This is a genomic window from Streptomyces sp. GC420, assembly GCF_009916105.1.
Lineage (GTDB): Bacteria > Actinomycetota > Actinomycetes > Streptomycetales > Streptomycetaceae > Streptomyces.
This window is the reverse complement of sequence record NZ_JAAAXQ010000114.1, coordinates 1-20,560: the sequence shown is the minus strand read 5'-3', so window position 1 is coordinate 20,560 and position 20,560 is coordinate 1. Positions and strand designations below refer to the sequence as shown.

Genomic DNA, 20,560 nt, shown 5'->3' with positions numbered 1-20,560 from the left:
GGGGGAGGGGGCCCGGCCGGAGCCGGGCCCCGGCGCGGCTCAGGGAGCCGACCAGCGGCGTCTTCGGGTGACCGGAGCGGTCAGGGGGTGGGGATGGTCCGCTTCTCGAGGACGTTGCCGGCCTTGTCGTAGAGGACGATGGTCTGTTCGCCCAGCTCACCCGCCGGCACCACCGCGTACCACGCACCCCAGTCGCGCTTGCCGGGCAGTTTGACGAGCTGGGCGACGGTCGCGCCGTGGGCGTTGGTGTACTCGACACGGCCGACCGGCTTCGGTCCGTAGTAGACACCGGAGGCGAAGCCCGGCCGGTCGTCGTAGGACTCCAGTTGGAAACTGGCGCCGGGCACGCTCAGGTCCAGGTTGCCGTCGACCACACTGCGGAAGTTCTCCTGGTCGTAGGTGAACCAGTGCTTGCCCTCTTCCGTCAGCCAGAGCCTGATGCCGGCCGCGGGGCGGACCACCTCACCCGGGGCCACCACACGGACTGGGCTGTGCGCGGGCGCTGCCGCCTGCGCCACCTGGGCCGCGCCGGCCGCCTCGGCCGCCTCGGCCGTCCGGGCGGAGGGCGCGCCGGCGGTGCCGACCGCGTGCGCGGACGCCGTCGCCGTCCCCACCAGGGCGGCGGTGACGGTCACGGCGACGGCGTACTTCTTCATCCGGTTCATCCGGTTCATGGACGCGGAACTCCTTGCGGATCTTGTCGGGCGAGTGCTCGGACGGAGGGGCCCCTCTCCACCCGTTCAAACTCCCGCCGCGGCGGCACGGATGACACGGACCCGTGATCGCCTCGTCGGGAACGGGCTTGCCTGGAGTGCACTCGAAGGTCTTAGCGTTGAGGAGGTCGCCAGCACGAAGACGTGACGAAGGAGCGTGGATCCGCATGACCGTCACCGAGGTCACCGAAGTCACCGGGACCCCATCGGCGGCGCCCAGCAGGCAGGACATCTGTGCGGCCGCGCCCCTCCGGCATCCGCGCCCCGAAGGCCGGGACCACTACACGATCAGCGAGGTCGTCGCCTTCACCGGCCTCAGCGCGCACACCCTGCGCTGGTACGAACGCATCGGCCTGATGCCGAACATCGACCGCTCCCACACCGGTCAGCGCCGCTTCCGCAACCGCGATCTCGACTGGCTGTCGTTCGTCGGCAAGCTGCGGCTGACCGGGATGCCCGTCGCCGGCATGGTGCGCTACGCGGAGCTGGTGCGCGAAGGGGACCACACCGTCGGCGAACGGCGGGAACTGCTGGAGGCGACTCGCAGGGACGTCATCGCCCGTATCGCGGAGCTGCACGACACGCTGGGCGTCCTCGACCACAAGATCAGTTTCTACGCGGACGCCGGAAAGGCGTCGGAGAGGGTCTGACCCCGATGAGCGACACGGAACGCATACCGGTAGTACGGCTCGGCACGGGCGGCCCCGAGGTGGGGGTGCAGGGCTTCGGTGCCATGGGCATCAGTGAGTTCTACGGCGACACCGACGAGGCCGCGGCCCGCGACACCCTCGAGGCGGCCCTCGATGCGGGGGTCACCCTGATCGACACCGCGGACATCTACGGGCGGGGCGCCAACGAGGAGTTCCTGGCGCCGTTCGTCGCCGCTCACCGGGACGACATCACCCTTGCCACGAAGTTCGCGATCGTGCGCACCGACGACGCACGCTACCGTGGCGTCCGCAACGACCGCGCCTACATCAGGCAGTGCGTCGAGGGCAGCCTGCGCCGCCTCGGCGTGGACGTCATCGACCTCTATTACATGCACCGCCGCGACCCCGCCGTGCCCTTCGCCGAGTCCGTCGGTGCCATGGCCGAACTCGTCCGGGAGGGCAAGGTGAAGCACCTCGGTCTGAGCGAGGTGACCGGTGCCGAACTCCGCGAGGCACACGCCGTGCACCCCATCGCCGCCGTGCAGTCCGAGTGGTCCCTGTTCAGCCGGGACGTCGAGCTCAGCGCGGTCGGCGCAGCCGCCGAACTGGGCGTGGCCTTCGTCCCGTACTCGCCACTCGGCCGCGGCTTCCTCACCGGCTCCTTCGCCGACGCCGGCAAGGACCTCTCCGGGGACGACTTCCGTCAGTACCAGCCGCGTTTCTCCGGTGACAACGCCGCGAGGAACGCGGCGCTCCTGGAGCCCGTCCACGAGATCGCCGCCGCCCGTGGCGGGACCGCCGCGCAGATCGCCCTGGCCTGGGTCCACCAGCGCGCCCAGGTCCACGGGCTGACCGTGGTCCCGATCCCCGGAACCCGCAGGCGCGACCGGCTGGCGGAGAACGCCGCCGCCACCCGGATCACCCTGGACGAGCAGGAGCTGGCGCGGCTGGAGCCGATCGCCGAACAGGTCGCGGGCGACCGCTACCCGGACATGTCGTCCACCTCCGCCGCCCGGGAGGGGTGACTCAGACCGGCCCCAGCGCGAAGACCGCGAAGCCCGCCGAGAGCAACCCCGCCGCCGCCCGGCGGGTCTTCGTGGTCCGCGTCCACGGCGTCTCGAAGACGTGTGCGTACCGCCCGATGAGGACCAGCAGCACCGCGAACACCGGCAGCCAGGCGAGCCGGGCGGCCATCCAGCCGTAGGTGTCCGGCGCCGTCGTCAGCCCCGGCACCGCGCCCAGCCGTGCCCCGGGGACGGCAGCGGCCAGCATCGCCGTCTGGTGCCAGCAGAGAATCGTCATGGCGCAGAGGTTGACGACGACGACCGGTGCCCACAGGGCGGGCCGCCTCAGCAGACGGGCTATTCGGTCCCGCAGCAGGATCGCCGCGCCGGACTGCGCCGCCGCCAGGGCGAGGACCAGCAGGGACGGCGGATGCGAGTTGGTGCGGGCCTCGCCGGGGACACCGACCATTGACGCCGGGTAACCGAGGAGGAGCAGCAGCGCCGCGAAGAGCAGGACGCCGCCGGCGAGGAGAATCCGGGCCTCGCGCCGCCCGATGCGCTTGTCTCCCCAGCAGACACCGAGCTGGTAGGCGAACAGCCAGCCGGGAACAAGGTTCAGCAGGCCCAGCCAGGAGGGCATCGCGCCGGCGTAGGGGCCGTAGCGCAGGAGGTCGACGACGGCGACGACGACGAAGGGCAGGGCCGCCGCCCCGGCTCCGAGCTTTCGCGCGGCCCGGAGGCAGTACGGGGTGAGGGCTGTCATGCAGGCGTACACCCCCACGAACCACAGCGGCTGGACCACCAGCGTCGACCCGGTCCGCAGGGTCGTTGCGGGCACTCCTGCGGTGTGCAGCACGCAGAGCAGGACCGCCCAGACGGCGGTGACGCCGAGAACGGGCCGCCCGAGCCGGGCCAGACGGTGCCTCAGCCAGGCGCCCGGCGTGCCCCGGTGGCGGCGGTACGAGAGCACGGAGGCGAAGCCGCCGACGAGAAAGAAGATGCCCAGCATCTGCAGCACCCAGCTGACGGGCGCGAAGCCGCCGAAGGCGGTCAGCGGGCTGGCATTGCGCAGTGCTCCGTCCTCGCCCAGCCGGAAACCGCCGAGCAGCCAGTGCCCCGCCGGCACGGCGAGCAGGGCGAGGGCACGCAGCCCGTCGACAGCGCGGTCCCGGTCTGAGGGGGTGCGCCGCTCGATCCTTCCGATCACCGCGGTGAGCGTCATCGCAGCCTCCCCTCGGTGATGGCCGCGAAGGCGTCGAGGGAGTCGGTACCCCGGGCGAAGTAACCGGTGTGGCCGTGGACGCGGGCGGCCGGGATCCGCCGCGCCCCGAAGGCGGGCTCCGTGGGGTCGGTGCCGTGGCCCAGACCCGCGACCTCCACGTTGGGGACCCTGGCGATCCAGTCCGATCGAGCCAGGGCGGCCCAGACCCGGGCGCCGGTGCGCAGTCCTGCCACGCTGTCCGCGCGCATCCCCGGTGATCCGAAGACGACCAGGTCGGTGGCCTCGCCGGAGCCGAGGTGCGGTGCGGCGAGCCCGCAGACGACCGAGCCGTAACTGTGGCAGAAGACGGAGGGCGTGCCGGTGACCGTGGCGTCCAGCCCTTCCAGGAAACCTCTCAGACGCCCGGCCCCGGCCTCGGCGAGTCCGCCGGTGGCGGCGTCCACCCCGACCCCGATGGGTGTGGTGTACCCGGCCCAGGCGACGACCGCCGTGTCCTCGCCGGCCCGGGAGCGCAGTGCCCGGGCCATGCCGGCCGGGGTGCCGAGCGGATCCTTCGCACGGTCGAATGTGTCCAGGTCGATGTCGGAGCCCGGGACGACGACCGCCGTGTGCGCGGCGCCCTCCAGGTCGCCGTACACAGCGGCCACCTGTCCTCTCCCGCGCGGGTCGAAGACCAGTATCCGCCGCCCGCCGGCCATCAGTTCCGCACAGCGCTCGGCACGCACACGCGCCTTCCGGTGGTCCTGCGCGGTGCCGACGGGGTCGGCGGCGCGCCGCAGCTGGCGGGCGCGCTCCTCCCGCAGGGCACGGGCATTGGCCTCGTACCGGAGCCGCACCGGGGCGCCGTCGAGGTTGCCGACGACGGTGGGGTGCCGGGCCGCGAGCCGCCGCCACTGAGGTCCCGTCAGGGTTCTGAAGAACGCGGCGACTTCCGCCGGCGCCGCCCCGGCCGGGTCCGGCAGGGGGCGCCCGAGCGTTTCCACGTCCGCCCGCCAGGCCGCCGTACCCGGCGGCGGGCCGGTCACGGGCCGCTGCGTGTCACCGGCCGCCCACCCGGCCGTTCCCGTCACGGCCGTCACCACGACCGCCGCCGCGACGAGGGCACGCCGTCCCCTGCCCGCCCCCGGGCGGCGGGTCCGCCCTGCGTGCCCTGACCCTCCTGCTCGTACAGCCCGTCCTGCCCGTTCCCTACGCGTGAAGCGCATGATTCCGTCTCCCTCCCCGTCGTTCACGGCCGGGAGGAAGGTAGGAAGACATCGGGGCACGGGGCGTCACACCGCGGAGCCAACTCCGGGGTAGTACCGGGGTAGGGGAGGGCACCGGTCGGCCGGGCCGCCCGACCCGGCCGACAGGGTCAGCCGGCCCGCCCCGGGGTGACGAGCCCCGACTCGTAGGCGAAGATGACCGCTTGCGCCCGGTCGCGCAGCCCGAGCTTGGCCAGTACCCGGCCGATGTGCGTCTTCACCGTCTGCTCGGCGAGGACCAGCGCCGCGGCGATCTCCTGGTTCGACAGCCCGCGGGCGATCAGTTCGAGTACCTCCGTCTCGCGCGGTGTCAGCCCGTTCAGCCGCAGTGAGGGGTCCTTGCGCGGCGCGGGCCGCTGCCGGGCGAAGTCCGCGATCAGACGACGGGTCACCGACGGCGCCAGCAGGGCCTCGCCCGCCGCCACCACCCGCACCGCCGAGATCAGGTCGGCGGGCGGGGCGTCCTTCAGCAGAAACCCGGACGCACCCGCGCGCAGCGCCTCGTACACGTAGTCGTCCACGTCGAAGGTGGTCAGCATCAGCACCTTCGGCACGTGCACCACCCCCGGCGGCGGGTCCAGCAGGGCGCGTGCCGCGGCCAGACCGTCCATGTCCGGCATCCGCACGTCCATCAGCACCACGTCGGGATGGGTGGCGCGGCCGACCTCGACGCCACGGCGGCCGTCCGGGGCCTCACCGACGACGTCGATGTCGGTCTGTGCGGAGAGCAGGGCGGCGAAGCCCGCCCGCACCATGGCCTGGTCATCGACGACGAGCACACGGATGGTCACGGGGTCTCCTCCGGGACGTCGGGAACACGGGGAGCGCCGTCGGCGCCGGAAGGGCCGTCGGGGTCGGCGGTGAGGGGGAGCCGGGCCGCGACACGGAAGCCGCCGTCCGGCAGCGGGCCGGTGTCGAGTGTGCCTCCGAGGAGGCGGACGCGTTCGCGCATCCCCACCAGTCCGTGGCCGGTTCCCGAGCTTTCCAGCCGTCGGCGCGCCCCGGAGAACGGCCGGCCGTTGACGACCAGGATGCCGAGGTGGTCCTGGTCCGCGCTCACGGACACATGGGTCTCGGCGCCCGGCGCGTGCCGTACGACATTGGAGAGGGCCTCCTGCACGATGCGGTACGCCGAGAGATCCACGGTCCCCGGCACCGGTCCGAGGCCGGCAGGCAGCGAGAGCCTGGCCGGCACCCCCGCTCTGACGGTGGCCTCCACCAGCTGCTGAAGCCGGTCCAGACCGGGCTGTGGCGCCCGTTCCCCCGCGGTGTCCTCGCTCCTCAGCACGGCCAGCAGCCGTCGCATCTCGGCGAGGGACTCCCGGGCGCCGGAGGCGATGGTCGCGAACTCCTCCCACGCCTGCGGAGGCAGCCCCGCAATGCGGTACGGCGCGGAGTCCGCCTGCACGGTGATCACCGACATGTGGTGCGCCACCACGTCGTGCAGCTCCCGGGCGATCCGGGCACGTTCCTCCAGCAGCGTGCGCCGGGAGCGTTCCGCCTCGCTGATGGTCTTCTGCTCGACGAGCCGGCGCTGTGCCTCCCGTCGTTCGCGCAGTGCGCCGGTCAGGGTCAGCATCACTCCGCTCAGCACGAAGAGCAGCAGATGGCTGCCGTCGCTCGGATGCAGCGGGAACAGTTCGAAGACGAACCCGACGACCCCGGTCACCAGCCAGACGGCGACCAGGGTGCGGCGCTTCTCACGCAGCCCCAGGCAGGCCATCAGCACCAGGTAGCCGACGATCGTCATCGGCGTCCACGGCCAGGACCGGCCGACGCTGCTCGCGGTCACCGCTGTCGCGACGGCGCCCGCGACGTTGCCTCCCAGGACGATCCACCAGGCTTGCAGCGGCCGGGTGACGGCCATCAGCAGCGGCGCGGTCTGGGTGACTGCCAGTGCGCCGGCAACCCCGCCGGGGACGGCGTAATCACGCGTGAGCACGTTGACGGTGACGGGCAGCAGCACCACGACGAACAGGAACAGGACGACGTACGGCGCCTTCTCCCACCGGCCCCCGGGCCGCTTGGCGTCCGGCGGCGCCGGGGCCTGCGCGGGAAGCGTCAGCGCGGCCCAGAACTCCCGCGCCAACCGCCGCCCGGTGTCTGGCACCTGAACCCGTAACCGTGCCCGCCGCACGTCCTGGCCGCCCATGACGCGATCAGCCTAGGGGCCGCCTGGGTCCCGCACGTCATACCAGGGGCCGGACTTGGGACTCATACCCTGGTACGAGGGAGGTTGCGAGGGCACGGCCTCGTGGCACGGCGTCCGGCCGTCACAGCTCCGCCAGCAGCTCCGCCTTCTTCGACGTGAACTCCTCGTCCGTCAGCAGCCCCGCCGAGTGCAGCTCGCCCAGGTGCCTGATCCGCTCGGCGATGTCCGCCGGATCCGGCCGGGCGGGCACCAGCGCGGCTGCGGCGGCCACCGGGGCCGCCGCACGGACGGCGCAGAGCACGGACGCCGCGAAGGGGAGGGACTCGTGGACGGGGCCGTAGCCGAGGCCGAAGACGACCGACGCGGGATCCTGGTCCGGCTCGCCATGCGGTCGGTCCTCACCCCTGCGCAGCAGGCGGAGGTGGCCGCCCATGCCCTCCGGCGTGCGCCACTCCACACCGCACAGCTCGGTGACGGGAAAACTCTGGTCGCCCGCCTTCCACTTGGCGGACGAGGCACCCGTCCACGACCAGCGGAAGCGCACCGAACGGCCGTCGAAGGACGCCTTGCCGTCGTACGCCTTGAAGTGCAGCGGGGGCTCGGGCGCCGCGACCAGATGTCGGTCGGCGGGTTCGCCGGAGCCCGGGCCGAGCACGGCGCGCAGTTCGTCGGCGTAGTACTCGGCGAGGGTCTCGCGTTCGGCGGGCAGCACGAGCCGGTAGGGGTCGCAGCTCTCCTTCAGCTGCCCGGCGGCCGCCTCCATGAGCGGGTCGGCGCCCGGTTTCGGCTCGGCGTGCAGCACCACCGTTCCCCGTCTGCCGGGGGTCAGGCGCACCGCAGAGAGCGCCTCGTGAGGTATACGCCGTTCGCCGAGGGCGGCGAAGAGCTTCGGCGTACGAATCCCCCGTTCGTAGCGGATGAGGACGGAGTCGCTGTCAAACTCCCAGGCGGCATGAAATCCGGCCAGCACATCACCCATGCGGGCCATCGTATGCGGCACCCGGCCGAACGTCGCCCCTCGATGCGACGGACGCTGCGCGCCAGGCCGGCGATGATCTACGCGAGTCACTCCGTTCCCGCGCCGTAAATTCCTTCGCTGCAGCCCTCCCTGGCAGCGGCGCATCGCACGGCGCCATAGGTACCCACACCGATCTCGGCGAAGTTGTCCAGGCTGTCGGTGCCCGGCGTGAAATAGCCGGTGTGTCCGGTGGCGCCCTCCGCCGACACCACGCGTGCCCCGAAGGCCGGCGAGACCGGGTCGACTCCGTGCCCGAGCCCGCCGAGCTCCAGGTGGGGGACGTCCTGGATCCAGTCGTCGGCGTCCCTGGCGGCCCAGATCCGGGCCTCGGTGCCGAGCTGTGACGCCGCGTCCGCACGCATGCCGGGGCTGCCGGAGACCACGATGTCGGTGACCCGGGCGGGTAGTTCCCGGGCGGCGACACCGCAGACCACGGAGCCGTAGCTGTGGCAGAACAGGGAGAGTTGGGAGCCGCCGGGCAGCGAACGGGCGAGTTCGTTCAGCCGCTCCGCCCCGTCCCGGGCGAGACGGCCGCTCATCGTGTCGATGTCGATGCCCGCGGGCGCGGTGTAGTCGGCCCAGGCGATCACCGCGGTGCGGGTCTGCGGACCGGCCCTGCGCTCGGCCCGGTGGAGCGCCCGGGCCATGCCGACCGGAGCGCTGAACACGCGGTCCGTCCGCTCGAAGTTCAGCAGGTTCGTGTCGGCGCCCGGGACGATGACGGAGACCCGGTCGGCCCGTCCCAGGTCGCCGAAGACCTCCGCGGCACGCCCCGACCCGGTCGGGTCGAAGGCGAGGATCTGCCGGCCGCCCGCCAGCATCGACTCGAAGCGGTGCATCCTGCGGCCGGCCTCCCGACGCCCCTCGGGCGTCAGCCGGGTGTCGGTCATCCGTTCCCGCTCGTGTGCGCGGGCCTTCGCGAGCCCGCGCCTGTTGGCGAGGTAGCGCAGCCGCAGGGGCACACCGGCGAGGTTGCCGACCACCAGCGGGTAGCGCTCTGCGAGCCCGAGCCGCTGGCCCGCGGTGAGGGAGGCGAAGAACCGGGCGATCCTGCGGGGTGAGGAGGAGTCGGTTTCCGGCAGCTCACGGCCGCCGACGGTGCCGTCCTCCCAGGCCGCAAGCTCCGCGGCGCGCAGCTGCGGACGCTCTCTGTGCTGGCGCACGGAGGTCCAGCCGGTGGTCGCCAGCATCATGAACACCACTGCCAGCGCGAGCAGTACGCGCCAGAGGGGAAGACCGGGGGAGGAGTCGAGCTCCGGGAAGGAAGTCACCGCGGAACACCCTAGGAGAACCGGAGGGGTCTCCGCGGCCACCGTGAGGCAGCTCACGTTTGAGAACTCTCACTTGCCCGTATTGCGCCAGTCCTCCTGCAGGCCGGGGCCCAGCAGGTCCAAGTACCGCATGGTCAGCGCTTTGAGGGACTCCATGCTGGCATCGCCGCTCGCACCCCAGAGACGGCCGGTGACCCGCATCACACTCCCGAAGGCGGCGACGGCGATTCTCGGCCGCGGGTCCTCGTCCACGTCGACCCCCTCCCTGCGGGCGATCTCGGCGGCGAGCCGGTCCTCGAGGTCCGCGAAGCGGCGCAGGTGCACCGCGATCAGGGCGGGTGTGCGCTCGATCATCTGGTAGGTGCGCATGTGCAGGTCGATGGGCACGACCTGCTCGATGGCCTCGCCGATGCTGTCCCAGGCCTGCGCCACGGCGTTGCGGAGCGCCTTCAGTGGCCGTTCCTCGGGGGGACGTTCGCACACGGCTCTGAAGAAGCACGCCTCCACCATGTCCTGGAGGGCGAACGCGGCCTCCTCCTTGCCCGCGAAGTAGCGGAAGAAGGTGCGCTGTGACACGTCGACGGCTTCGGTGATCTCGTCGACGGTCGTACGGTCGTACCCGTGGCTGGTGAACAGTTCGAGTGCGGCCCGCAGCAGCGCGTCCCGGGTGCGCTGCTTCTTGCGCTCCCGCAGTCCGGGCGCGCCCGGCAGGACCTGTGGATGCGGTGGATGCGACGGTCCCGCCGTGCCCCGGTCCGTCATTGCCGCTCGGCCTCTTCCCGTGAACTCCAGGCAGCTCAGGATACCCGTGAGCTACGTGACAGTTACCGACTCGTGAATCCGTTTGTCAATTGTCAGTGGCTGTCAATACGCTCATCCCATGACTACTCAGACCACCGTCGCCGACGCGTCGCCGGACCCCGCCGGCCCTGAGCCCGGCAAGGGAATGCGCGGTCACCCGTGGCTCACGCTCCTCACCGTCGCCGTCGGTGTGATGATGGTCGCGCTGGACGGCACGATCGTCGCCATCGCCAACCCCGCCATCAAGGACGACCTCGGCGCCTCGCTGGCCGAGGTCCAGTGGATCACCAACGGGTATCTGCTCGCGCTCGCCGTCTCGCTGATCACCGCGGGCAAGCTCGGTGACCGCTTCGGCCACCGCCAGACCTTCATCATCGGCGTCGCGGGATTCGCCCTCTCCTCCGGCGCCATCGGCCTCTCCGGAAGCGTCTCCCTCGTCGTCGCCTTCCGCGTCCTGCAGGGTGTCTTCGGCGCGCTGCTGATGCCGGCCGCGCTCGGCCTTTTGCGTGCCACCTTCCCCGCCGAGAAGCTGAACATGGCGATCGGCATCTGGGGCATGGTCATCGGCGCCTCCACCGCGGGCGGTCCGATCCTCGGCGGAGTGCTCGTGGAGCACGTCAGCTGGCAGTCCGTCTTCTTCATCAACGTGCCGGTCGGCGTCCTCGCTGTCGTCTTCGGCCTGACGATCCTCAGGGACCACCGCGCCGAGAACGCGCCGCGCTCCTTCGACATCCTCGGCATCGCACTGCTCTCCGGCGCCATGTTCGCCCTCGTCTGGGCCATCATCAAGGCCGGCGACTCCTGGGGCTGGGGCAGCGGGCAGACCTGGATATGGCTCGGCGGGTCGGTGCTGCTCTTCGTGCTGTTCGCCTTCTGGGAGACCAAGGTCAAGGAACCGCTCGTGCCGCTGGGCATGTTCAGGTCCGTACCGCTCTCCGCGGGCGTGGTACTCATGGTCCTCATGGCTTTCGCCTTCATGGGCGGCCTGTTCTTCGTGACGTTCTACCTTCAGGGCGTCCACGAGATGTCTCCGGTCGACGCCGGTCTCCACCTGCTGCCCCTGACGGCCATGATGATCGTCTCCTCGCCCGCCGCCGGCGCCCTCATCACCCGCTTCGGGCCGCGTGTCCCGCTGGTCGGCGGCATGGTGCTCACGGCCGTCTCCATGTTCGGCATGACCACCCTCACGGAGGGCACCGGCACCCTCCTGATGTCGGTTTGGTTCGCCCTTCTCGGACTCGGTCTCGCCCCGGTGATGGTGGGGGCCACCGAAGTCATCGTCGGCAACGCCCCGCTGGAACTCTCCGGTGTCGCCGGCGGCCTCCAGCAGGCCGGCATGCAGATCGGCGGAGCGCTCGGTACGGCGGTGCTCGGCGCCGTGATGTCCAGCAAGGTCGGCGCCGACTTCGAGGGCAACTGGAAGGACGCGGGAGTCCCGGTGCCCTACGACGCACGGCTGGAGGGCGCGGCGGAGGTCGGCATCGTCCCGAAGGAGGACCTTGCGAAGGCCGGCATGCCCGAGGAACTGATCGCCAAGGTGGGCGGCGTCATCCACGACACCTTCATGTCCGGCATGACCCTGGCCTTCACCGTCGCCGGCTGCGTCGCCGTGGTGGCGGCGTTCGTCGCCGCCCTCGCCAAGCGCGGTCACAACGCCGAGGCGGGCGCCGGGGCCGCGCACATCTGACCCGCCCCGCTCGCGCGGGACGGCGGCCGGATCCCTGACGGGGCCGGCCGCCGTTCGCCGTGCTCCCGCCTTGCCGCTGGTCCGGCCCGGGGTCGCCATGGGTCCTCTTCTGCTGTGGGTCCGAACGCCCGCGTCCCTCCCCGTGTTCGGGCGCCGACCGGGGGTACCCGCGGTGTACAAGCCCGAATTCGGGTACCGGAAATGGGAGTTGATGATGGCGGGCTTTGGAGGTACTTCGCGCGGGAACCCCCGTTCGCGCGGCCGTACGAGGTCGCGGACCGGGCCGGACGGCGCGACGCTCGGCATCGTGGGGCTGGTCTGCGCGATCGCCGGCTTCTTCGTCCTCGGGATCGTCCTCGGACCCGTGGCGGTCTTCTGCGGCTGGCTCGCCATGGGCCGCCGCTGGAACAGCGGCTCGGTCCCGGCCGTGGTCGCCGTCGTGCTCGGAGCGATCGACACGGTCCTGGCGATCGTCTGGCCCGCCGGGGCCGCGGGCCCCGGTACGGGACTGCTGTGACGGCATCCCGGTAGGACTCCCCGCCGACTGCTTGTCGGCGGACGATCAAGGGTTGTCCACAGGCACGGCCGCGGTCACGGCGCCTGCGCCATGCTGATCACTCACCGAAGCAGAAACCGGACGGAGAGTGATCAGCATGCGTGCGTTCCTGGCCCCGGCCCTCGCCGCCACCGCCCTTTTCCCCGTCGTCGCGACGCCCGCCCATGCGTCCGTGACGCCCGCCCACGCGTCCGCCGCGCCCGCGCCCCCGCTGGGCGACTGCGCGCCCGGAGAGCTGTGCCTGTGGAGCAGGCCGGGCTTCCAGGGCGTCCGTACGGTCCATGAGCTGGCCGACACGGACATGGACTCCTGCGTGCCGCTCCCCGAGGGGGTGAGCGCCAAGTCCTTCGCCAACCGCACCCGGAAGCTCGTCACGACCTACCAGAGCGCCGAATGCGCCACCGAGGGCGACTTCGTCACCTTCCCCTCGGGCGTCTGGGTGCCGGAGTCGCGGCACACGGTCAGGGCGTTCCAGATCGTGCATCAGTGACATGGGCGACCGCACCCGTCTCGCCTCGCATCGCCGCGACCTCGGCCCGCAGCGCGGCAACCTCCGCGGTGAGCTCCCGGAGCAGTCTCGCGTGGCGGACGTCGTGGGCGTCGTCCCGCTCGAAGCGCGAGACGAACCAGGCCGCGATGTTGGCGGTGACCACACCGAGCAGCGCGATGCCCGACAGCATCAGACCCACCGCGAGCACGCGGCCGAGCCCCGTCGTCGGTGCGTGATCGCCGTAGCCCACGGTGGTCATCGTCGTGAACGACCACCACACCGCGTCGCCCAGAGTCTTGATGTTCCCTCCCGGGGCGCGCCGCTCGACCTCCAGCACCGCCAGGGAGCCGAACATCAGCAGACCGGTCACGGCTCCCACGACATAGGTGGTCAGCCGGACCTGCTCCGCCATCCTGGCGCGCCGCCCCACCAGCAGCAGGGTGGAGACCAGACGCAGCAGCCGCAGGGGCTGGACCAGGGGCAGCAGCACCGCGGCGAGATCCAGCGGATGCCTCCGGACGAAGTCCCACTTGGCCGGCGCAAGCACCAGCCGTACCAGGTAGTCGGAGGCGAAGGCGGCCCACACCAGCCATTCCGTGATGGCGCACGCCGTCTTCACCGTCCGGTCCGCGTCGGGGCGGACGATCGGCACGGCGAACGCGACGGCGAAGACAAGGGCCAGCGCGAGCAGCGGCGTCTGGGTCCGCCGCTCCCAGCGGACCTGGGACGGAAGTTCCTTCATGGACGGCATTGTCCTGTACGCGGGTGCGGCCCCGGCCCGGTCCTACCGGGTGGGGCCGCACACGGAGCTCCGGCGCGAGGGCCGGGGCCGTCAGGCGTCGCCGCCCGCGGCGCCCGGGTCCGCCGCCGCCACGTCCAGCAGCCGGTAGCGGTCCAGCGCCTGCTTCAGCACGGAGCGGTCCACCCGGCCGGTCTTGGCGAGCTCGGTGAGCACCGCGAGGACGACCGACTCCGCGTCGATGTGGAAGAAGCGGCGGGCCGCACCCCGGGTGTCGGCGAACCCGAAGCCGTCCGCGCCGAGCGAGGAGTAGGGGCCGGGCACCCACCGGGCGATCTGGTCCGGCACGGACCGCATCCAGTCCGAGACGGCCACGAACGGGCCCTCGGCGCCGGAGAGCTTCCGTGTGACGTACGGGACGCGCTCCTCCTCCTCGGGGTGCAGCAGGTTGTGCTCCTCGCACGTCACCGCGTCGCGGCGCAGCTCGTTCCAGGACGTCGCCGACCACACGTCGGCCCTCACGTCCCAGTCCTCGGCGAGGATGCGCTGCGCCTCGACGGCCCAGGGCACGGCGACACCGGAGGCCAGGATCTGCGCCGGGATCGAGCCCGCCTCACCGCGCCTGTAGCGGTGGACGCCCTTGAGGATGCCCTCCACGTCCACGTCCGCGGGCTCCGCCGGGTGCTGGATCGGCTCGTTGTAGACGGTGAGGTAGTAGAAGACGTCCTCGCTCTCCTCGCCGTACATCCGCCGCAGACCGTCCTTGACGATGTGCGCGATCTCGAAGCCGAACGCCGGGTCGTAGGCGACGCACGCGGGGTTGGTCGAGGCGAGGAGCTGCGAGTGGCCGTCCGCGTGCTGCAGGCCCTCACCGGTCAGCGTGGTACGGCCGGCGGTGGCGCCCAGCACGAAGCCGCGCGCGAGCTGGTCGGCCATCTGCCAGAACTGGTCGCCGGTGCGCTGGAAGCCGAACATCGAGTAGAAGACGTACACCGGGATCAGCGGCTCGCCGTGGGTGGCGTAGGCCGAACCGGCGGCGATCAGCGAGGCGGTGCAGCCCGCCTCGGAGATGCCGTCGTGCAGCATCTGCCCGTTCGGCGCCTCCTTGTAGGCGAGGAGCAGGTCGCGGTCGACCGACTCGTAGGTCTGGCCGAGCGGCGAGTAGATCTTCGCTGTGGGGAAGAGCGAGTCCATGCCGAAGGTGCGGTACTCGTCGGGCGCGATCGGCACGAACCGCTTGCCGATCTCCTTGTCCCGCATCAGGTCCTTGAGCAGCCGGACGAAGGCCATCGTCGTGGCGATCGACTGGTTGCCCGAGCCCTTCTTCAGCGAGGCGTAGGGCTTGTCGTCGGGGAGGTTCAGCGGCTTGGCGCGCACCACACGGGTCGGGACGTACCCGCCGAGCGACTTGCGCCGGTCGTGCATGTACTGAATCTCCTCGGAGTCCCGCCCCGGGTGGTAATACGGCGGCAGGCCGGAGTCCAGCTCCTTGTCGGAGATCGGCAGGTGCAGCCGGTCGCGGAAGCGCTTGAGGTCGTCGACCGTCAGCTTCTTCATCTGGTGGGTCGCGTTGCGGCCCTCGAAGTTCGGGCCGAGCGTCCAGCCCTTGACGGTCTGCGCCAGGATCACGGTCGGCTGGCCCTTGTGCTCGACCGCCGCCTTGTACGCCGCGTAGATCTTCTTGTGGTCGTGGCCGCCGCGTCCCAGGTGCAGGATCTGGTCGTCGGTCATGCCCTCGACCATGGCCCGCAGCCGCAGATCGTCCCCGAAGAAGTGCTGGCGGATGTAGGCGCCGGACTCGGTGGCGTACGTCTGGAACTGTCCGTCGGGGGTGGTGTTCAGCTTGTTGACCAGCACGCCGTCGCGGTCCTGGGCAAGCAGCGGGTCCCAGGACCGGTCCCAGATCAGCTTGATGACGTTCCAGCCGGCGCCCCGGAACTGGGACTCCAGCTCCTGGATGATCTTGCCGTTGCCGCGCACCGGGCCGTCGAGGCGCTGGAGGTTGCAGTTGACCACGAAGGTCAGGTTGTCCAGGCTCTCGCGGGCCGCCAGGGACAGCTGGCCCAGCGACTCGGGCTCGTCCATCTCGCCGTCGCCGAGGAACGCCCAGACGTGCGACTGCGAGGTGTCGGCGATGCCGCGGGCGTGCAGGTAGCGGTTCATCCGTGCCTGGTAGATCGCCCCGATGGGGCCGAGGCCCATCGACACGGTCGGGAACTCCCAGAAGCCCGGCATCAGCCGCGGGTGCGGATACGACGACAGGCCGTGCGGCGCCTTCGACTTCTCCTGGCGGAACGCGTCGAGCTGCTGCTCGGACAGCCGGTCGAGCATGTACGCGCGCGCGTACACGCCGGGGGAGGCGTGGCCCTGGAAGAAGATCTGGTCGCCGCCGTCACCACCGTCCTTGCCCCGGAAGAAGTGGTTGAAGCCCACGTCGTACAGCGAGGCGGAGGAAGCGAAGGTCGCGATGTGACCGCCGACCCCGATGCCGGGCCGCTGGGCCCGGGAGACCATCACCGCCGCGTTCCAGCGGGTCGCGTTCAGGATGCGCCGCTCGATCTCCTCGTTGCCGGGGAAGAACGGTTCGTCCTTGGTCGCGATGGTGTTGACGTAGTCCGAGCTGCGCATCTCGGGCACGGCCACACGCCTTTCGCGTGCGCGCTCGATCAGGCGCAGCATGAGGTAGCGGGCACGTTCCCGGCCGCGTTCGTCGACTGCCGCGTCGAGCGAGTCGAGCCACTCCTGGGTCTCCTCGGGATCGAAATCCGGGACCTGGCTGGGAAGGCCGCCAATGATGATCGGGTTGCGATCGGATCCGGAAGCCACGCTGTTCCTTCGCTGTTCGGTCTTGAGCTGCACGGGCTGTGCAAGACGGGGTCTGCAGGGGGTGTTGCAACGTTCCCCATCGTGTACCTCGGGGGACGGAAACGTCATCTCTACCGATTGGTAACCCGTGCGTTCGGCCAAACCGCAACCATACGCCCGGTCCGGTGGAGAACGCGTGCCTGGCGCCCGTACGGTACAAACTAGGCAAATCATGGTGATGTGCATCACCATGGGGCGGAAGGCCGTGCCGTGAGTTGCGGCGACACGGCCGGGATCGTCACCGTTTCGGCGGTCTCGGTGGCCGGGTACTTGCGCGAACCGCCCGGCACGTGTGGACTACGCCCAATGCCTCGCGCACGCGTGGGGCACTCGTATATCCAAGAACGTGACAGGAGGAGATCGGTGAGCGCGACCGCGGACCACGCGGAGGAGCGGACCAACCCGGCCGCAAGGCTGGGGTTCGAACCCGGACAGGTGGTCCAGGAAATCGGCTACGACGACGACGTCGATCAGGAGCTCCGGGAGGCAATCGAGGCCGTCATCGGTCAGGAGCTCGTCGACGAGGACTACGACGACGTGGCTGACGCCGTCCTGCTGTGGTTCCGCGACGACGACGGCGACCTTACGGACGCGCTGGTGGATGCCATCGGTCTGATCGACGAAGGCGGAACCGTCTGGCTGCTGACGCCCAAGACCGGGCGCGAGGGGTACATCGAGCCGAGCGACATCAATGAGGCCGCGCAGACCGCGGGACTCTCCCAGAGCAAGACCATCAGCGTCGGCAAGGACTGGTCGGGCAGCCGGCTCGTGACGCCCAAGGCAGCCAAGTCCGGCAAGCGCTGACAGTCGTACGCGGCCCCGGGCCGTTTCGGGCCCCCGCCGGCGAAGTCCGGCGGGGGCCTGACGCATACTCGGGACCGATTCGGGCATCGACACCAGGTCAGCGAAGGGACGTACAGCCATGGCGACGATCGAGGCCGGCACCAAGGCCCCGGACTTCGAGCTCAGGGACAACCACGGCGCGACCGTGGCCCTCTCGGACTTCCGCGGCGAGAAGAACGTGGTGCTGCTCTTCTACCCGTTCGCCTTCACCGGGGTCTGCACCGGCGAGCTCTGCGCGCTCCGCGACGAACTGCCCCGGTTCGTCAACGACGACACCCAACTGCTCGCCGTCTCCGCCGACTCCATCCACACCCTGCGGGTGTTCGCCGAGCAGGAGGGGCTGGAGTACCCACTGCTCAGCGACTTCTGGCCGCACGGCGAGACCTCCCGCGCCTACGGCGTCTTCGACGAGGAGAAGGGCTGCGCCCTGCGCGGCACCTTCATCATCGACAAGGAGGGCGTGGTCCGCTGGAGCGTAGTCAACGGGCTGCCGGACGCCCGTGACCTCAATGATTACGTCCGGGTGCTCGACACCCTGTGATCCTTCGGCGCAAGTGCCTGTCCCGGCCGGGAACCGCTCACTAGGATCAACGCGTTTGATCCGATAGGAAACGCACGAAGGGGGCCTGGCTCTCCCCAGCCCCTCGAAATCTCAATGGGAGGACCTCGTGGGAGTCAGCCTCAGCAAGGGCGGCAACGTCTCGCTGACCAAGGAGGCTCCGGGCCTCACCGCGGTCACGGTGGGCCTGGGCTGGGACGTCCGTACCACCACCGGTACCGACTTCGACCTTGACGCCAGCGCCATCCTGACGAACGTCGACGGCAAGGTCAGCAGTGACCAGAACTTCGTCTTCTTCAACAACCTCAAGAGCCCCGACGGCTCCGTGGAGCACACCGGTGACAACCTCACCGGTGAGGGCGAGGGCGACGACGAGCAGATCAAGGTGAACCTGGCGGCCGTCCCGGCCGACGTCACCAAGATCGTGTTCCCGGTCTCGATCTACGACGCCGAGAACCGCCAGCAGTCCTTCGGCCAGGTCCGCAACGCCTTCATCCGCGTGGTGAACCAGGCCGGAGGCGCCGAGATCGCCCGCTACGACCTCAGCGAGGACGCCTCGACGGAGACCGCCATGGTCTTCGGAGAGCTGTACCGCCACGGCGAGGAGTGGAAGTTCCGGGCCATCGGCCAGGGGTACGCCTCGGGCCTGCGCGGCATCGCGCAGGACTTCGGCGTCAACGTCTGAACCGAGCGCCCTGCCGCATCCGGCGCCGCACATCTCCGTGCGGCGCCGGATCTGCCTCTACGCCGAAACGGCGCACGGGCCGTACGGGGCCCCGACCGCCGCATGCCATGCCGTACGTCACCCGGGGAGGACAAAGATCATGGGCGTTACGCTCGCCAAGGGGGGCAATGTCTCCCTCTCCAAGGCCGCACCGAACCTCACCCAGGTGATGGTCGGGCTCGGCTGGGACGCGCGCTCCACCACCGGAGCGGACTTCGACCTCGACGCCAGTGCGCTGCTGTGCCAGAGCAACAACCGAGTGCTCGGCGACGAGTGGTTCGTGTTCTACAACAACCTCAAGAGCCCCGACGGCTCCGTGGAACACACCGGGGACAACCTCACCGGCGAGGGCGACGGCGACGACGAATCGATCCTCGTCGATCTCTCCAAGGTCCCGGCGGCCTGCGAAAAGATCGTCTTCCCGGTGTCGATCCATGACGCGGACAACCGGGGTCAGACGTTCGGGCAGGTCACCAACGCCTTCATCCGGGTGGTCAACCAGGCCGACGGTCAGGAACTGGCCCGCTACGACCTCAGCGAGGACGCCTCGACGGAGACCGCGATGATCTTCGGCGAGGTGTACCGGTACGGCGGCGAATGGAAGTTCCGGGCCGTTGGACAGGGGTATGCGTCGGGCCTGCGCGGCATCGCCCTAGACTTCGGGGTCAATGTTTCGTAAAACGCGTCCCTCGGCGGTGCAAACTGTATCCGCTTCGAGGGCTCGGCCCGGGGGTCTGGGGACAGACCTCCGGGGAGATGCAGCGTAGATCCGCGCGCGGCGCGGGGGAACCTCGTACTTAACGATTGGGTAGGCAGTGGTCCTGAGAACCTTCGGCTGGTCGTTCGCCATCACGGCGCTCGGCCTCGCCTTCGCCGCGTGGCAGTGGGGATGGGAGGCCTTCGGGGTCGTACTGATCCTTTCGATCCTCGAAATCTCCCTGTCCTTCGACAACGCGGTCGTCAATGCCGGAATCCTGAAGAAGATGAATGCCTTCTGGCAGAAGATCTTCCTCACCATCGGCATCCTGATCGCGGTGTTCGGCATGCGGCTGGTCTTCCCGGTCGTGATCGTGGCCATCAGCGCGAAGGTCGGTCCCATCGAGGCGGTCAACCTCGCGCTCGACGACCCGAACCGCTACGAGGACCTGGTCACCGACGCCCACCCGGCGATCGCGGCCTTCGGCGGCATGTTCCTCCTGATGATCTTCCTCGACTTCATCTTCGAGGAGCGCGACATCAAGTGGCTGCACTGGATCGAGCGCCCGCTGGCCAGGATCGGCAAGGTCGACATGCTGTCGGTCTGCACCGCGCTGATCGTCCTGCTGGTCGCCGCGATGACCGTCGCCACCCACGCGCACGTCAGCACGGGCCACGCGGACAAGTCCGCCACGGTGCTGCTCTCCGGCGTCGCCGGACTGATCACCTACCTCGTGGTCGGCGGTCTCTCCGGATACTTCGAGGACAGGCTCGAAGAGGAGGAGGAGCACGAACACGAGGAGGAGGAGAAGGCCAAGGCCGAGGGCAAGCAGGTCTCGGCGGTCGCCCTCGCCGGCAAGGCCGCGTTCTTCCTCTTCCTGTACCTGGAGGTCCTCGACGCCTCGTTCTCCTTCGACGGTGTGATCGGTGCCTTCGCCATCACCAACCAGATCTTCTGGATGGCGCTCGGCCTCGGCATCGGCGCCATGTACGTCCGGTCGCTCACGGTCTACCTGGTCCGCCAGGGCACCCTGGACGACTACGTCTACCTGGAGCACGGCGCGCACTACGCGATCGGCGCGCTCGCCGCCATCCTGGTCGTCACCATCCAGTACCAGATCAGCGAGATCATCACCGGCCTCATCGGTGTCGTCCTGATCGCGGCCTCCTTCTGGTCGTCGGTGCGCCGGAACAAGGCGCTGGCGGCTGCCGAGGGAAAAGGCCCGACCTCGGACGAGAAGGCTGAGGTCTCGTCCGGGGTGTGACCCGGCTGCGGTTGAGGGAACGCTCTGAGCGGGGCGGCCAAGAGGTCCTGGGCCTCTGGGC

20 protein-coding genes are annotated in these 20,560 nt (G+C 70.4%); 10 read left to right on the top strand and 10 right to left on the bottom strand.

The window, feature by feature from the left end:
* Positions 1-80: 80 nt before the first annotated feature.
* Positions 81-674, bottom strand: a complete 594-nt coding sequence (locus tag GUY61_RS16470) for a hypothetical protein (protein WP_166630925.1) — start codon at positions 672-674, stop codon at positions 81-83.
* A gap of 206 nt (positions 675-880) precedes the next feature.
* Between GUY61_RS16470 and GUY61_RS16465 the strand changes: the two genes are divergently transcribed.
* Together GUY61_RS16465 and GUY61_RS16460 are read left to right on the top strand one after the other, a co-directional pair.
* Positions 881-1,363 (top strand): MerR family transcriptional regulator, encoded by a 483-nt coding sequence (locus GUY61_RS16465; RefSeq protein ID WP_166630924.1) that lies wholly within the window; start codon positions 881-883, stop codon positions 1,361-1,363.
* Between the two features lie 5 nt (positions 1,364-1,368).
* Positions 1,369-2,388 (top strand): aldo/keto reductase, encoded by a 1,020-nt coding sequence (locus GUY61_RS16460; RefSeq protein WP_166630923.1) that lies wholly within the window; start codon positions 1,369-1,371, stop codon positions 2,386-2,388.
* Position 2,389: 1 nt separating this feature from the next.
* Here GUY61_RS16460 and GUY61_RS16455 read toward each other — a convergent pair whose 3' ends face one another.
* The 7 genes from GUY61_RS16455 to GUY61_RS16425 form a co-directional block, all read right to left on the bottom strand.
* The gene (locus tag GUY61_RS16455; protein WP_166630922.1) at positions 2,390-3,589 is read right to left on the bottom strand and encodes an acyltransferase; all 1,200 of its coding nucleotides are present in this window, start codon (positions 3,587-3,589) and stop codon (positions 2,390-2,392) included.
* The gene (locus GUY61_RS16450; protein WP_313896696.1) at positions 3,586-4,668 is read right to left on the bottom strand and encodes an alpha/beta hydrolase; all 1,083 of its coding nucleotides are present in this window, start codon (positions 4,666-4,668) and stop codon (positions 3,586-3,588) included. Before GUY61_RS16450 ends, GUY61_RS16455 begins: the two co-directional genes overlap by 4 nt.
* 275 nt (positions 4,669-4,943) lie before the next feature.
* Positions 4,944-5,624 carry a response regulator transcription factor gene (locus GUY61_RS16445; RefSeq protein ID WP_166630920.1) on the bottom strand — a complete coding sequence of 227 codons (681 nt, stop codon included), beginning with the start codon at positions 5,622-5,624 and terminating at the stop codon, positions 4,944-4,946.
* Positions 5,621-6,985 carry a sensor histidine kinase gene (locus GUY61_RS16440; protein ID WP_166630919.1) on the bottom strand — a complete coding sequence of 455 codons (1,365 nt, stop codon included), beginning with the start codon at positions 6,983-6,985 and terminating at the stop codon, positions 5,621-5,623. The genes GUY61_RS16445 and GUY61_RS16440 overlap by 4 nt, the downstream gene beginning before the upstream one ends.
* 121 nt (positions 6,986-7,106) lie before the next feature.
* Positions 7,107-7,973 carry a DUF4429 domain-containing protein gene (locus tag GUY61_RS16435; RefSeq protein ID WP_208106076.1) on the bottom strand — a complete coding sequence of 289 codons (867 nt, stop codon included), beginning with the start codon at positions 7,971-7,973 and terminating at the stop codon, positions 7,107-7,109.
* 77 nt (positions 7,974-8,050) lie between these two features.
* Positions 8,051-9,274, bottom strand: a complete 1,224-nt coding sequence (locus tag GUY61_RS16430; RefSeq protein ID WP_166630917.1) for an alpha/beta hydrolase — start codon at positions 9,272-9,274, stop codon at positions 8,051-8,053.
* A gap of 69 nt (positions 9,275-9,343) precedes the next feature.
* Positions 9,344-10,036: a TetR/AcrR family transcriptional regulator gene (locus GUY61_RS16425; protein ID WP_166630916.1), complete on the bottom strand. Its 693-nt coding sequence runs from the start codon at positions 10,034-10,036 to the stop codon at positions 9,344-9,346.
* A gap of 118 nt (positions 10,037-10,154) precedes the next feature.
* Here GUY61_RS16425 and GUY61_RS16420 point away from each other — a divergent pair, with 118 nt between their 5' ends.
* The 3 genes from GUY61_RS16420 (at position 10,155) to GUY61_RS16410 (ending at position 12,808) form a co-directional block, all read left to right on the top strand.
* The gene (locus GUY61_RS16420) at positions 10,155-11,762 is read left to right on the top strand and encodes an MFS transporter (protein ID WP_166630915.1); all 1,608 of its coding nucleotides are present in this window, start codon (positions 10,155-10,157) and stop codon (positions 11,760-11,762) included.
* A 211-nt stretch (positions 11,763-11,973) separates the two neighbouring features.
* A complete protein-coding gene (locus tag GUY61_RS16415; protein ID WP_166630927.1) occupies positions 11,974-12,279 on the top strand; it encodes a small hydrophobic protein in 306 nt (101 codons plus the stop codon).
* A 136-nt stretch (positions 12,280-12,415) separates the two neighbouring features.
* Positions 12,416-12,808 (top strand): peptidase inhibitor family I36 protein, encoded by a 393-nt coding sequence (locus tag GUY61_RS16410; RefSeq protein WP_166630914.1) that lies wholly within the window; start codon positions 12,416-12,418, stop codon positions 12,806-12,808.
* On the opposite strand, the gene GUY61_RS16405 is transcribed toward GUY61_RS16410, so the two are convergent.
* Positions 12,780-13,550: a potassium channel family protein gene (locus GUY61_RS16405; protein WP_243766501.1), complete on the bottom strand. Its 771-nt coding sequence runs from the start codon at positions 13,548-13,550 to the stop codon at positions 12,780-12,782. The two genes, GUY61_RS16410 and GUY61_RS16405, sit on opposite strands and share 29 nt — an antisense overlap.
* 90 nt (positions 13,551-13,640) lie before the next feature.
* Positions 13,641-16,373, bottom strand: a complete 2,733-nt coding sequence (gene aceE / locus GUY61_RS16400) for a pyruvate dehydrogenase (acetyl-transferring), homodimeric type (RefSeq protein ID WP_166630912.1) — start codon at positions 16,371-16,373, stop codon at positions 13,641-13,643.
* 402 nt (positions 16,374-16,775) lie between these two features.
* Here aceE and GUY61_RS16395 point away from each other — a divergent pair, with 402 nt between their 5' ends.
* The 5 genes from GUY61_RS16395 (at position 16,776) to GUY61_RS16375 (ending at position 20,499) form a co-directional block, all read left to right on the top strand.
* Positions 16,776-17,216, top strand: coding sequence for a DUF3052 domain-containing protein (locus GUY61_RS16395; protein ID WP_166630926.1), 441 nt, complete (start codon positions 16,776-16,778; stop codon positions 17,214-17,216).
* A gap of 118 nt (positions 17,217-17,334) precedes the next feature.
* On the top strand, positions 17,335-17,796 hold the full coding sequence (locus GUY61_RS16390) for a peroxiredoxin (RefSeq protein ID WP_166630911.1): 462 nt from the start codon (positions 17,335-17,337) through the stop codon (positions 17,794-17,796).
* 127 nt (positions 17,797-17,923) lie between these two features.
* On the top strand, positions 17,924-18,499 hold the full coding sequence (locus GUY61_RS16385) for a TerD family protein (protein ID WP_166630910.1): 576 nt from the start codon (positions 17,924-17,926) through the stop codon (positions 18,497-18,499).
* A 139-nt stretch (positions 18,500-18,638) separates the two neighbouring features.
* Positions 18,639-19,217 (top strand): TerD family protein, encoded by a 579-nt coding sequence (locus GUY61_RS16380; protein WP_166630909.1) that lies wholly within the window; start codon positions 18,639-18,641, stop codon positions 19,215-19,217.
* 136 nt (positions 19,218-19,353) lie between these two features.
* The gene (locus GUY61_RS16375; protein ID WP_166630908.1) at positions 19,354-20,499 is read left to right on the top strand and encodes a DUF475 domain-containing protein; all 1,146 of its coding nucleotides are present in this window, start codon (positions 19,354-19,356) and stop codon (positions 20,497-20,499) included.
* Positions 20,500-20,560 lie beyond the last annotated feature (61 nt).